The 12,749-nt window shown below is 59.5% G+C and carries 12 protein-coding genes; 10 read left to right on the top strand and 2 right to left on the bottom strand.

Annotated features, from left to right (window positions below):
- Window positions 1-39 precede the first annotated feature (39 nt).
- Complete coding sequence (locus ACO0LO_RS26830; protein ID WP_394779948.1) at window positions 40-729, bottom strand: response regulator; 690 nt, start codon at window positions 727-729, stop codon at window positions 40-42.
- Window positions 730-1,058: 329 nt separating this feature from the next.
- Between ACO0LO_RS26830 and ACO0LO_RS26825 the strand changes: the two genes are divergently transcribed.
- The 10 genes from ACO0LO_RS26825 to ACO0LO_RS26780 all read left to right on the top strand — a co-directional run bounded on the left by ACO0LO_RS26825 (window position 1,059) and on the right by ACO0LO_RS26780 (window position 12,001).
- Entirely contained in the window at window positions 1,059-1,610 is a 552-nt protein-coding gene (locus ACO0LO_RS26825) for a Spy/CpxP family protein refolding chaperone (RefSeq protein WP_422969235.1), read from the top strand.
- 39 nt (window positions 1,611-1,649) lie between these two features.
- Window positions 1,650-1,862, top strand: a complete 213-nt coding sequence (locus ACO0LO_RS26820) for a hypothetical protein (protein WP_422969233.1) — start codon at window positions 1,650-1,652, stop codon at window positions 1,860-1,862.
- Window positions 1,863-1,968: 106 nt separating this feature from the next.
- On the top strand, window positions 1,969-3,021 hold the full coding sequence (locus tag ACO0LO_RS26815; RefSeq protein WP_422969231.1) for a cadherin-like beta sandwich domain-containing protein: 1,053 nt from the start codon (window positions 1,969-1,971) through the stop codon (window positions 3,019-3,021).
- Window positions 3,022-3,106: 85 nt separating this feature from the next.
- Complete coding sequence (locus ACO0LO_RS26810) at window positions 3,107-3,520, top strand: GNAT family N-acetyltransferase (protein WP_422969229.1); 414 nt, start codon at window positions 3,107-3,109, stop codon at window positions 3,518-3,520.
- Between the two features lie 248 nt (window positions 3,521-3,768).
- Entirely contained in the window at window positions 3,769-6,117 is a 2,349-nt protein-coding gene (locus ACO0LO_RS26805; protein ID WP_422969227.1) for a Tex family protein, read from the top strand.
- 214 nt (window positions 6,118-6,331) lie between these two features.
- Window positions 6,332-6,649, top strand: coding sequence for a Grx4 family monothiol glutaredoxin (gene grxD / locus ACO0LO_RS26800; protein WP_422969225.1), 318 nt, complete (start codon window positions 6,332-6,334; stop codon window positions 6,647-6,649).
- 438 nt (window positions 6,650-7,087) lie between these two features.
- Window positions 7,088-8,716 carry an HD domain-containing phosphohydrolase gene (locus ACO0LO_RS26795; protein ID WP_422969223.1) on the top strand — a complete coding sequence of 543 codons (1,629 nt, stop codon included), beginning with the start codon at window positions 7,088-7,090 and terminating at the stop codon, window positions 8,714-8,716.
- A gap of 47 nt (window positions 8,717-8,763) precedes the next feature.
- On the top strand, window positions 8,764-10,599 hold the full coding sequence (locus tag ACO0LO_RS26790; RefSeq protein ID WP_422969221.1) for a CHASE2 domain-containing protein: 1,836 nt from the start codon (window positions 8,764-8,766) through the stop codon (window positions 10,597-10,599).
- Window positions 10,596-11,123 (top strand): hypothetical protein, encoded by a 528-nt coding sequence (locus ACO0LO_RS26785; protein WP_422969219.1) that lies wholly within the window; start codon window positions 10,596-10,598, stop codon window positions 11,121-11,123. Before ACO0LO_RS26790 ends, ACO0LO_RS26785 begins: the two co-directional genes overlap by 4 nt.
- Complete coding sequence (locus tag ACO0LO_RS26780; RefSeq protein WP_422969217.1) at window positions 11,120-12,001, top strand: M48 family metallopeptidase; 882 nt, start codon at window positions 11,120-11,122, stop codon at window positions 11,999-12,001. The genes ACO0LO_RS26785 and ACO0LO_RS26780 overlap by 4 nt, the downstream gene beginning before the upstream one ends.
- Before the next feature lie 373 nt (window positions 12,002-12,374).
- Here ACO0LO_RS26780 and ACO0LO_RS26775 read toward each other — a convergent pair whose 3' ends face one another.
- Complete coding sequence (locus ACO0LO_RS26775; RefSeq protein WP_422969215.1) at window positions 12,375-12,608, bottom strand: XRE family transcriptional regulator; 234 nt, start codon at window positions 12,606-12,608, stop codon at window positions 12,375-12,377.
- Between the last annotated feature and the right edge of the window lie 141 nt (window positions 12,609-12,749).

Raw genomic sequence — 12,749 nt, 5'->3', positions numbered from 1 at the left:
TGAGATAAAACAGGGAAAGCCCTATTAACAGGGAAGGCCCTATTCTTTAATGAGCATGTAGCCTTGGCGGTAGACGGTCTGGATGATGACCCTGTCGCCGGAAAGATTATTCAGCTTCTGGCGTATGCTGCTCAGGTGCACATCGATGTTGCGGTCGAACCTGGCCAGCGGGCGCCCCAGGCCCTGCTCGGACAGGTCGTTCTTGCTGACCTTGTGGCCGGCATTGCGCGCCAGGATATCCAGCAGGCTGAATTCGGTGCTGGTCAGCTCCAGCGGCTTGCCGCTCCACTCTGCGCGCCGTTGCTCGGACCAGATGCTCAGCGCGCCTATGGTCAGCACGGAATCTGAAATTTTTTCCTGGTCCGGCACCTGGGTGCGGCGCAGGATAGCGCGAATACGCGCCACCAGCTCGCGCGGCGTGCAGGGTTTGGGAACGTAGTCGTCGGCGCCCAGTTCGAGGCCGATGATGCGGTCTATGTCGTCGCCCTTGGCGGTCAGCATCAGCACCGGCATGCGGCTTTTTCCGCGTATGCGGCGCAAGGCTTCCACGCCGTTCATGCGCGGCATCATCACGTCGAGTACCGCTATTGTGTATATGCCGGTCATCGCTTCGGCGACGCCGGCTTCGCCATTATAGGCAGCAGTGACCTCAAAGCCTTCGCGTTCAAGATATTGCTTCAGCATGTCGACCAGCTCGACATCGTCATCTACCAGCAGGACCCTAGTCATATCTCTTCATCTCACACTTCTTGTAAGGAAATCCATTTCCGCAATATTGCATCCATGGACTCCGCTGATCATAGCGATAAACCCACCGTCCGCACAGGCGTTACAAGGCAACTTTACCCAATTTTACACCGCCTCGGCGCCGTAATTCACAAAAGCAGGGACGATCAGCGCCAGGCAGGGACACGTCTGCATCTTTACCAAAATTTACATGCGGTTAACTTAATTTTACCGGCTATTCAAAGACAATCGTTTCATCAGCTGCCGCGCAAGTCTGCGGGCTCCGTGAAACGCTGCAAAGAAAACAATATACAACAATCTGGAAACCATCAATGAAGACAATTACCGGCAAGTTCAGCGCAGTCAAACATTCTGTGCTGGCCGCAGCGCTGGCGCTGGCGGCACAAGGTCCCGCACACGCACAAGGCATGCCCGAAGCCCATGACGGCCCCGGCATGGAAGGCCACGGCTTCATGCATCCCGGCATGCCCGGGTTTGACGCGCCGTTCGGGCACATGCCGGGACCGCGATTGCTGCACGGCCTGCAACTGAGCGAGGAACAGCAGGACAAAATCTTCGCCATCCAGCATGCGCAGCAGCCACAGTTGCGCGAGCAGATGAAGACCGTGCGCAAAGCCCAGGAAGCCCTGCATGCGATGCGCTTCTCTGCGCAATATGACGACAGCAAGGCCAAAGCATTGACTGATCTATCCGCCCGCGCCATGGCCGACAGCGCCTTGCTGCGCCTGCGAGGCGAGCAGCAGATCTACGCGCTGCTGACGGCAGAACAGCGCAAGCAGCTTGAAGAAATGCGCGACGGGTTCAAAGCCCATGCAGTCCGCGATCCCCGCAAAGGAATGGAAGCACCTAAACAAGCAAAATAAAACAGCAGGCCGCCAGTCCACACTACCAGGGAGAGTCCCATGAGCATCAGCAGCATTGCCAACAGCTTTTCCATCGCACAGCTGACACAGGTCGGGAGCACGAGGCAAATCAGCTACAGCAACCGCGCTGATAGCAGCAACCGCCCTGCCCCGCCCACGGGTGGCGGCCTGCCGGATGCGACCGCGCAGGCACTGTCGCAAAACCTAGGCGCCAACAGCGGCTCCGGCAACCTGGTCAATACGCTGGCCTGAGCGATAGCTAGGGAGCGTTCATTTTTATACGCTCCCTTCTGACTGCCGCCAGCCAACCGCAAGCATCTGCACTCCCCCCTCAGCACTATCATCAGGAAAACGCCACATGACATCTCCTTCCACCGATTCCCGCATTCTTTCGCGCCGCAAGGCGCTTCTGCTCGGCGCCTTCGGCGCCACTGCACTGGCCGGTTGCGGAGGCGGCAGCGGCAGCAGCGCCAGCACGGCGTCGGATACCACCACAGTCGTCAGCAAGGACGACACGCTCAGTGCATTGGGCCTTTCCGCCGGCAGCCTGTCGCCGGCTTTTTCCAGTGCCATCGACCTCTACTCCGTCAGCGTGGCAAACAGCGTTGCCAGCGTCACGCTAACACCGGTTTCCGGCAGTGCAGCAGCAAGCATCAAGGTCAACGGCGCCGTCGTCGCCAGCGGCACGGCATCGGCCGCCATCAGCCTCGCAGTGGGAACGACGAACATCACCATCACCGTAACAGCCGAGGACGGCGTCACGATCAGCACCATCACGATAACGGCAACCCGCGCCGCCGCGGTGTCTGCCCAGAACCTGGCCGTCATTGCGCAGGACGAGATCGGCCCCTTCCCACTGCTGGCCATCCTCAGCAATGCAGCGATCGTGCGCAAGGATATCCGTGAAAGCAAAGCCGGCCTGCCGCTGACGCTGAACCTGACGCTGACCAATATCAACAGCCAGTCCCAGCCGCTGGCCAATGCTGCGGTATATATCTGGCAGTGCAATAAGGACGGCGAATACTCCGGTTACAGCAGCCCGCAAAACGGCAATCACCAAGGCGAGACCTATCTGCGCGGCATCCAGATTACCGACGGCAATGGCCAGGTCAGCTTTACCACCATCTATCCCGGCTGGTATGCGGGACGCATCACGCATATCCACGCGCAGATCTACGTCAACGACAATCTCAATGTCACCGCCACGGCGACAACACAATTCGCCTTCCCCGACGCAGTGACCACCGCAGTCTATGCGACCTCGCTGTACACACATGGGCAGAACACATCGGTTGCCAGCACCGCCGCCGACCACGTGTTCAGCGACGGCACCAGCACGCAAATGCTGAGCCTGGCTGGCGACACCACCGGCGGCTACGTCGCCACGCTGAATATCAGCATCGCCGCCTGAGCGCCCAAGAAAGGATGAAACCGGCGACCGCCAGACGTGCCGCCGCTATAATGGTCCGCTGTTCATCCATCTCAATGACGCGGCCATGGAAATCTCTACCGACAAGTCAGCTCTCGACATAACGCTGATACACCAGTTCCTGTCCACGCAAAGCGCCTGGGCCAAAGGTATACCGCGGGAACTGGTGCAGCGGAGCATCGGCAACTCGCTGTGCTTTGGCGGCTATGCAGATGGCCGCCAGATCGCCTTCGCACGCGTTGTCAGCGACTTTGCGACTTTTGCCTACCTGGTGGACGTGTTCGTGGTGCCACAACAGCGCGGCAAGGGCCACAGCAAGGCACTGGTGAAAGCGGTGCTCGCACATCCCGACTTGCAAGGCCTGCGCCGTTTCATGCTGGCCAGCTCCGACGCGCGCGGCCTGTATGCGCAATTCGGCTTCCGGGCACCCGCCAGGCCGGAAATACTGATGGAAATCAGCAGGCCCGATTTGTATCTATAGAATTTTTCGGGAAAAACCCGAAGCGAGGAATTGCCTGCCGTTAATGCGTATTGGCTGATGAAGCGCGCACGCCGGAAGCGCATAATGCGACTGGCGGGCGAGTATGGCGCAGTGAGTACTTTTCTTGCTGCAATATCATCTTTGGATGCCGCGGCCCTACCCTTAGTCGCACAGGCTGTCAAGACTGGCGCAATCGTACAGAGTGCGTATCATCACCGACTTGTTTTTCTTTTTCCCTTTGAATGTTTATGTTGCCTTCTATTGAACAACGCCTTGCTGTTGAGCTTGCGGCCAAACCGGTGCAGGTTGCTGCTGCCGTCACCCTGCTGGATGAGGGCGCCACCGTGCCGTTTATCGCGCGCTACCGTAAAGAGGTGACCGGCGGGCTGGACGATACGCAATTGCGCCTGCTGGAAGAGCGCCTGCGCTACCTGCGCGAACTGGAAGACCGCCGCAGCTCCATCCTGTCCTCCATTGATGAGCAGGGCAAGATGACACCGGCGCTGCTGGACGCGATCACGCATGCGGAAGACAAGACCCGCCTGGAAGATCTATACCTGCCTTACAAACTGAAACGCCGCACCAAGGCACAGATCGCCGTGGAAGCAGGCTTGCTGCCGCTGGCAGAAGCCTTGCTGGCCGACCCGAACAAGAATCCGGAAGAAGAAGCTGCCGCCTACCTGAAGCCCGCCTTCAAGACCGACAGTGGCGACAACCCCGGCGTTGCCGACACCAAGGCCGCGTTGGACGGCGCCCGCCAGATATTGATGGAACGCTTCGCCGAAGATGCCGGCCTGCTGCAAACCCTGCGTGAATACCTGCTGGACCACGGCATTGTCGAGTCCAAGGTCGTCGCCGGCAAGGAAGATGCAGGCGCCAAGTTCTCCGATTATTTCGATTATTCCGAAACCCTGGGCACGATCCCCTCGCACCGCGCGCTGGCGCTGTTCCGCGGCCGCCGGGAAGAAATGCTGACCGTCGTGCTGCGCCTCGATACCGAAGAAGAAAAACCGAAATGGGATGCGCCGCTGAACCCGTGCGAAAGCCGCATCGCCGGCCGCTTCGGTGTCAGCAGCCAGGGCCGCCCTGGCGACAAATGGCTGGCCGATACCGTACGCTGGAGCTGGCGCGTCAAGGTGTTCATGCATCTGGAAACCGAACTGATGACCAGCCTGCGCGAACGCGCAGAAGTGGAAGCGATCAACGTCTTCGCCCGCAACCTGAAAGACCTGCTGCTGGCAGCGCCCGCCGGCCCGCGCGCCACAATGGGCCTGGACCCTGGCCTGCGCACCGGCGTCAAGGTGGCAATTGTGGATGCCACCGGCAAGGTCGTTGAATACGCCACGATCTACCCGCATCAGCCGCGCAATGACTGGGACGGTTCGCTGCATGTGCTGGCCCAGCTGGCGCAGAAGCACCAGGTATCGCTGATTTCCATCGGCAACGGCACCGCGTCGCGCGAAACCGATAAGCTGGCGCAAGACCTGATCAAGATGCGGCCTGAACTGAACCTGACCAAGATTGTCGTATCTGAAGCCGGCGCATCCGTGTATTCAGCCTCGGAATTCGCCTCGAAGGAATTGCCGGACCTGGACGTATCGATCCGCGGCGCGGTATCCATCGCGCGCCGCCTGCAGGATCCGCTGGCGGAACTGGTCAAGATCGATCCGAAATCCATCGGCGTTGGCCAGTACCAGCATGACGTCGGACAGACCCAGCTGGCGCGTTCTCTGGATGCCGTGGTCGAGGATTGCGTGAATGCGGTCGGCGTCGATGTCAATACCGCCTCCGCGCCTTTGCTGGCGCGCGTGTCCGGCCTGTCGGCCAGCGTGGCGCAAGCCATCGTCAATTTCCGCGATGCCAAGGGTATGTTCACCTCGCGCGCCGAGCTGCGCTCCGTACCGCGCCTGGGCGACAAGACCTTTGAACAGGCGGCCGGCTTCCTGCGCGTCATGGGCGGCAATAATCCGCTGGATGCGTCTGCCGTCCACCCGGAATCCTACCCGCTGGTTGAAAAAATCCTGGCCGACATCAAAAAGGATGTGGCCGGCGTGATTGGCGATGAACGCCTGCTGAAGTCCCTGAGCCCGGCCAAATATGCCGATGACAAATTCGGCGTGCCGACCATCACCGACATCCTGAAGGAGCTGGAAAAACCGGGCCGCGATCCGCGTCCGGAATTCACTACCGCCACCTTCAAGGACGGCGTGGAGGAAATCCGCGATCTGCGCCCGGACATGATACTGGAAGGCGTGGTTACCAACGTAGCCGCGTTCGGCGCCTTTGTCGATATCGGCGTGCACCAGGATGGCCTCGTGCATATCTCGGCGCTGTCCAACACTTTTGTCAAAGACCCGCACACGGTGGTGAAAGCCGGCCAGGTCGTCAAGGTGAAAGTACTGGAAGTGGATGAAAAGCGCAAGCGCATCGCGCTCACAATGCGCCTGACCGATGCAGCCCCGCAACCGGGCAGCAAGCCGGAACAGAAAGGCGACCGCAATGACGCCAAACGCCTGGCCCAGCATCAGCGCCAGCCGCAGGCAGCGGCGCCCGCCAACAGTGCCATGGCGGCGGCTTTCGCCAAACTGCGCAGCTAAGTCACATTTCCGCCAAGCAAGCCCTGCGTGTTTAAAGCGCAGGGCTTTTTTTGTTTTTGGCGCAAAGTCCGCCTTTGCCCTGTACCGGTGAGCGCAAAGCCAGTTTCCTTTATAATGCAGGAAATGGGATAGTGGTCGTGAATTTGCCCGAGGCGCTTGCTGCCGCGAAATGACACGAAATCAGTTTCCCAGAATCAATTATTAAGGAAGCATCATGAGCGACGAAGTACAAACCTGGATCAAAGAAACTGTAAGCCAAAACCCTGTAGTGCTGTTCATGAAGGGCACGGCGCAATTTCCGCAATGCGGCTTTTCCGGCCGCGCGATACAGCTGCTGAAAGCCAGCGGCGTCTCCAACATGGTCACTGTCAATGTGCTGGAAGACCCGGCTGTGCGCCAGGGCATCAAAGACTTTTCCAGCTGGCCTACCGTGCCGCAACTGTACGTCAACGGCGAATTCGTCGGCGGCTCCGACATCATGAACGAGATGTTTGACAACGGCGAACTGCAAACCCTGCTGAAGTCCGAGTAACTCCCCCTCTGATCAGCATAGACAAGCGCCTGATCGTCGCCCTTATCGGAGCGACAGGCGTGGTGTACGGTGCGCGCCTGCTGCAGGCGCTGCGCGACATTCCCTCTTGCCAGACCCATCTGCTGATTTCCGACGCCGGCATGCTGAACCTCGGGGAACAGTCTCAAAGGCGCTGAATAACGCCGCTTCCCTTCCCTTCCTGTCATTTCCATATGCCCCTTGGCCCCATGTGTTGCGCAAATATTTGTGCCGGCGTTGCCGCCGCAGAATAGATTTGACTTGGGCCGGGGAAAAAAGTAACGTCAGGGAAAAGTGTATTGCGCGCGGACTCCTTTTTCTGCCGGTCCCTCACGCAGCCATCACCTATAAATAACAAAAAATATACAAAGCTCGCAACCGCTTTTGCCCATTGCTGCTTGCGCAGGGAAACGGAACACCATGACCACGCTCAACCATACCCAGATTGCCCAGAGGCTGGAGCAACTGACCGAACTCAGCGTGGCGCTGAGCAGCAGCCACGACATCCCGCTGCTGCTGGAACGCATCCTCGTCACCGCCAAGGCGATGACGAATGCCGATGGCGGCACGCTGTACCGCGCCAGCACGGACAAGAAAAGCCTGGAATTCCATATCGCCGTCAATGACACGCTACGCATGTATCGCGGCGGCCTCAATGAAGAGGCCATCGACATGCCGACCATCCCGTTGTTCAATGATGACGGTAGCCAGAACCTGAGCGCGGTGGCAGCCTATGCAGCCAACCTGAAAAAAGCGGTCAACATTGAAGACGTGTACCAGACGCCGCTGTTCAATTTCTCCGGCATGCGCAAGTTTGATGAAGCACATGGCTATCATTGCCAGTCGCTGCTGACGGTACCGCTGCTGGACCATGAAGAAGAACTGATAGGCGTGCTGCAGCTGATCAATGCACTGGACACCGGCACTGGCGCGGCGCATGCATTTACCGATACCGACAAGCGCTTCATCGAGGCGCTGGCGTCACAGGCCGCAATTGCCGTCAGCAACCAGCAGCTGATATTCCAGCTGGAGCACCTGTTTGAATCGCTGGTGAACCTGATCAACATCGGCATCGATGAAAAATCGCCGAATACAGGCCGTCACTGCCAGCATGTGCCCGAGCTGACGATGATGCTGGCCGAAGCCGTGCACAAGACCGACTCCGGGCCGCTGGCCGACTTCAAGATGAGCGGACGCGACCGCCGCGAACTATGGATGGCGGGGCTGCTGCATGATTGCGGCAAGATCACGACGCCGGTGCACGTGATAGAAAAATCGACCAAGCTGGAAACCCTGTTCGACCGCATACACAGCGTGGATACTCGCTTTGAAGTAGTGAAGCGCGATGCCGAAATTCGTACCCTGAAGCAGAAATGCGCGGCAGGCATCAGCACAGAGCAGGCTGCGGAGCTGGACGCCGCACTGCAAAGGGAAATCGCGCAGCTGGACAGTGACCGCGACTTCATCCGCAAGGCCAACATCGGCGGCGAACGCATGAGCGCCGAAGACCAGCAGCGCGTTACCGATATCGCCAGATACCGCTGGACCGGGCCGGACGGCACCGAGCGCGACCTGCTGGACCAGGAAGAGCTGGGCAACCTCAACATACGCGCCGGCACACTGAACGACGCGGAACGCAAGATCATCAACAACCACATCTCGGTCACGATACGCATGCTGGAGGCGCTGCCCTGGCCCAAGCACCTGAAGAACGTGCCTGAATATGCCGGCGGCCACCATGAACGCATGGATGGCAAGGGCTATCCGCGCGGGCTGATCCGGGAGCAGATGTCGGTGCAGGCCAGGGTCATGGCGATTGCCGACATATTTGAAGCGCTGACCGCCCGGGACCGGCCATACAAGCCGGGCAAGACGCTGACCGAATCGCTGGACATCCTGGGCAAGTTCAGCCTGAACGGCCACATCGACCCCGACCTGTTCAATGTCTTCGTGCGCGGCAAGGTCTACCTGGAATATGCAGAGCGCTTCATGGACGCGTCGCAGATCGACCATGTCGATGAAAGCCTGATCCCCGGCTATCAAACCTGAGCCCTGAGCATTGACCTCGTAACCTCTTAGCCGCCTGCCGCAACCACATGAAAGCACCCGCGAGGTACCTGCCGCTGTTCGGCCTGCTGTTTTTGCTCGCTGCCTGCGCCGAAATGAGCTGGCTGCACGAGCTGCGCCCGCTGGAAAACCGGCTGTCGGATTTCTTCGTGCGCCACCATGCCCGCAAGCTGCTACCGGACCCGGATATCGTGCTCGTCAATATCGACGACGCCAGCCTGGCGCAGATGGAAAACATTGCCGGCAGCTGGCCTTGGCCACGCGCAGTGCACGGCGAGCTGGTGGAGGGCATTGCGCGCCAGCAGCCGAAGGCCGTCATCTTCGATTTTCCTTTTGTCGAGCGCGATGTCTATCGCCCCGACAGCGATTCGCTGTTCAACCAGGCGCTGCAGGGCAAGCACAACATCTACTTCCCGCTGATACGCCAGCCCGCCGCGCAGGATAGCGCGGGACCGCAGCTGGCCCAGGTGGCGCCGCAGCTGGGTCTGGTGCGCGGCCAGCACGCAGATCCGGACGCGCGCGCCGCATTGATACCGCCGCTGGCAGTGGCGCCGCAGCACTGGCGCATCGGCACGATCAATTTTTCCAATGACGCAGACGGTGTAGGCCGGCGCTACGCGCTGTACACCGACCTGCAGGGCTGGCTGCTGCCCTCGCTGCCGGCGCGGGTCGCGCAAGACCTGGGCTACGCGGTGCCGCTACAGGCCGACATGCTGCTGAGCTGGCGCGGCGGCGCGAGATCGTATGCCCGCATCGCCTACGCCGACCTGTACCAGGACTTCAACCGCGAGAAGCCGTTGCGCGATCCGGCGGAGCTGCGTGGCAAGATCGTTATCATCGGCACAGATGCCTCGGCGCTGCACGATATCCGCGTAACTCCGCTTGCCAGCCTGTATCCGGGCGAGGAAATCCTGGCTACCGCCATCGACAACCTGAAAAACCGCCGCATCATGCACTACGCACCCGCCTGGGCTCCGCTGGCCTTCGGCCTGGCGCTGCTGGCCGCGCTGTATGCGCAGCTGTCGCGGCGTATCTACGTCCTCAGGACCGGCCTGGCGCTGCTGGCCGTCAGCGCCGCCGCCCTAGCCGCCAGCTATGCGGCGCTGGATTACCTGCTGCTGTTGCAGCTGCTGACGCCGCTGTGCGTGGCCTGGGCCTTTTATCTCGCATGCGCGCTGCATGAATACCAGCGCGAGCGGCAATCGCGCCAGCAGGCGGTGCAGCTGTTCAGCCGCTTCGTCAACCCGCACGTAGTGAAAGAACTCGTGGCTGGAGGCGGGCTCAGCCGCGCCGGCGAGAGCCGGCAGATTACCGTTCTGTTTTCCGATATCCGCGGCTTTACCACGCTGGCGGAAAACCGCACGCCGCAGGAAGTGGTGAGCCTGCTGAACCGCTATTTCTCGCTGCAGGTGGAAGTCGTCTTTCGCCACGGCGGCTCGCTGGACAAGTTCATCGGCGACTGCATCATGGCCTTCTGGGGCGCACCGCTGGACGATCCCGAACATGCAAAACATGCCGTGCAGGCGGCGCTGGAAATGGCACAGGTGCTGCAGCAGTTCAAGAGGGAATTGGGCATACAGGGAAACAGCTTCGACGTCGGCATAGGCATCCACTCCGGCCCGGCCGTGGTGGGGCTGATAGGTTCTGAACAGCGGCGAGAATATACGGCCATAGGCGACACCGTGAACCTGGCCAGCCGCATCGAAGGGCTGACCAAGGATGTGGGTGCCCGTATCCTGGTGTCGCAGCAGACGATGTTGTTATGCGGCGACGCGCTTGACTTTGCCGCGGCAGGCTCCTATAAGGTAAAAGGAAGAGAACAAGAAGTCGCGCTATATACGCCGACAGAAAAGAGCGAGAGATGAAGAAATTATTGGCCCGACTATTGGCCATATCGTTGGTGGCCGGCTGCTGCATCGTCTATGCAAAAGACCTGGTCAAGGAGTTCGCCTTTACGGTGCGTTCGACGGAATTGAAGTCCGGCCCGGCCAGCGACACCACCACCGTCTCCCGTCTGGCAGAGAACAACAAAGTCGAAATCCTCACCCGCAAGGCCGCCTGGATGCAGGTCAGGGCAGACAGCCTGACAGGCTGGGTCAAGATGCTGAGCCTGCGCTTCGGCGACGCCACTCCCCCGCCGAAAAACGAAACCAGCGGCCTGCAATCGATGTACAACCTGGTCACGACCGGCAAGAGCGGCAGCAATGTCACCACCGGTGCGCGCGGGCTCGATGAAAGAAAATTAACGGTCGCCGTCCCCAACCCCAAAGCCCTGGACGCGATGCGCACCTATGCCGTCAGCAAGCCCGATGCCCAGCGCTTTGCCAAGGCCGAGAAACTGGACCCGCAAACCGTCGACTATGTCAGCGCCTCCGGAGGGAAAAAATGAAGAATACATTCCTGCTGCCGCTCGCCCTCGCCGTTGCGCTGTTGTGCTCGTCCTGCATGGTCGCCATGGCGCCAGCCCTTGCGCCGGCGTTAATCCAGAACGTGGACATGAACAAGGTAATGAAAAGCGTGCAGGGCGCGCAGGACGCCGTCACCGACATGACCGATGCGCAGGAAGTGATACTGGGCCAGCAGATCACCAGCAACCTGCTGAGCATGGCGCCTCTGCTGCAAAACCAGCGCGCGCAGCGCTACGTGAACAGCGTGGGCCGCTGGCTGGCGCTGCAAACCGACCGCCCGGATCTGCCGTGGACCTTTGCCGTGCTGGACGACCCCGAGATCAATGCCTTCGCCACTCCCGGTGGCTATGTCGTGGTGACGCGCGGCCTGCTGATCAGGATGAAGAGCGAAGCCGAACTGGCCGGCGTGCTTGCGCATGAAATGTCGCACGTACTGAAAAAACACCACCTGATCGCAATACGCAAGGCCGCCGGCATCAATGTCGCCACCGACCTGCTGACCTTTGGCGCAGAAAAGAAAGCCGTCAGCCCCGAGCTGATCAAATGGGCCACCGCCGGCACCGAACTCTACACCCGCGGCCTGGATCAGGATGACGAACTGGAAGCAGACCGCATGGGCGTCGTCATCGCCGCCCGCGCCGGCTACGACCCCTACGGCCTGCCGGCCGTGCTGCAAACGCTGGAAGGCATGAACCCGGCCGACCCCGGCCTGTCGCTGCTGTTCAGGACACATCCCTCACTGTCATCAAGGCTGAATGCGCTGGATACGGTAATGACGCCAGGCTTCGAGCGTTTTGACAAGCTGCCCAACGTGCCTTCGCGGTTTGTGGCTTCTATTGCGGGGGTGAGCAGGAAGTGAGTTCGGAGAGATAAATGCCGCCATCCTTGCTTCTGCATCGAAAACCTACTGCGATATCGAAGGCCGAAGGTATTGCCGCAGAAGCAGGATAGCCGAACAGCCATGCAAACAAGAGAGAGCTAGCTCGTAGCGAGAGCTCTTTTTATAGGCGGGACTGACAATAAAAAAGGGCTCACATTTCTGTGAGCCCTTAGTGCTACTGGTACCGGCTGCCGGAATCGAACTGGCCACCTGATGATTACAAGTCAATTCGATGTCATTACATGGCATGACAGTGTCTTACATTTCAACAACTTAGTACATCTGACGTTACATTGATATCGTGTGACATCACTATATTGTTGACAGATTGTTGACGCAAAAACAGAACTGCCTATGCAGCAATACGTTCATCTACTAAGCGGATTTCAACACGTTTACCGACCGCAGTTGCGGCCCGCATTAGGCTATCAAATTGGATATTAAGATTATCTGGGTCAAGTAAACGATCGACTTGGGAACGACTAGTCTCCATGCGAGCCGCCATCGCAACTTTCGTGATGTTCTGCTCAAGCATGCTCTCACGCAATTGCTCTGCAAGAGCTCGTTTAAGAGCTTTCGCAGTCACCTCTTCATAAAAGCTGTTCTTTTGCTCGCTGAATTGACCCGGTCAGTTTGATCCACCTTCCACTGCCTGGCGAAGGCTGCCACCCGGTCGTACGACCCCTCGAATCCCAATTCCCTTAGATCCAAGTGCAGTTGTTTCAGG

It is taken from the genome of Undibacterium sp. TJN25 (genome assembly GCF_049339885.1).
Taxonomy (GTDB): domain Bacteria; phylum Pseudomonadota; class Gammaproteobacteria; order Burkholderiales; family Burkholderiaceae_D; genus Undibacterium.
The sequence above is the reverse complement of the archived record's forward strand: the minus strand, read 5'-3'. Positions and strand labels throughout refer to the sequence as shown.

What these genes read in the sequence shown, in the direction of transcription:
- ACO0LO_RS26830 (WP_394779948.1), bottom strand. Translation starts at nt 729, where the DNA reads ATGACTAGGGTCCTGCTGGTAGATGACGATGTCGAGCTGGTCGACATG.
- ACO0LO_RS26825 (WP_422969235.1), top strand. Translation starts at nt 1,059, where the DNA reads ATGAAGACAATTACCGGCAAGTTCAGCGCAGTCAAACATTCTGTGCTG.
- ACO0LO_RS26820 (WP_422969233.1), top strand. Translation starts at nt 1,650, where the DNA reads ATGAGCATCAGCAGCATTGCCAACAGCTTTTCCATCGCACAGCTGACA.
- ACO0LO_RS26815 (WP_422969231.1), top strand. Translation starts at nt 1,969, where the DNA reads ATGACATCTCCTTCCACCGATTCCCGCATTCTTTCGCGCCGCAAGGCG.
- ACO0LO_RS26810 (WP_422969229.1), top strand. Translation starts at nt 3,107, where the DNA reads ATGGAAATCTCTACCGACAAGTCAGCTCTCGACATAACGCTGATACAC.
- ACO0LO_RS26805 (WP_422969227.1), top strand. Translation starts at nt 3,769, where the DNA reads ATGTTGCCTTCTATTGAACAACGCCTTGCTGTTGAGCTTGCGGCCAAA.
- grxD (WP_422969225.1), top strand. Translation starts at nt 6,332, where the DNA reads ATGAGCGACGAAGTACAAACCTGGATCAAAGAAACTGTAAGCCAAAAC.
- ACO0LO_RS26795 (WP_422969223.1), top strand. Translation starts at nt 7,088, where the DNA reads ATGACCACGCTCAACCATACCCAGATTGCCCAGAGGCTGGAGCAACTG.
- ACO0LO_RS26790 (WP_422969221.1), top strand. Translation starts at nt 8,764, where the DNA reads ATGAAAGCACCCGCGAGGTACCTGCCGCTGTTCGGCCTGCTGTTTTTG.
- ACO0LO_RS26785 (WP_422969219.1), top strand. Translation starts at nt 10,596, where the DNA reads ATGAAGAAATTATTGGCCCGACTATTGGCCATATCGTTGGTGGCCGGC.
- ACO0LO_RS26780 (WP_422969217.1), top strand. Translation starts at nt 11,120, where the DNA reads ATGAAGAATACATTCCTGCTGCCGCTCGCCCTCGCCGTTGCGCTGTTG.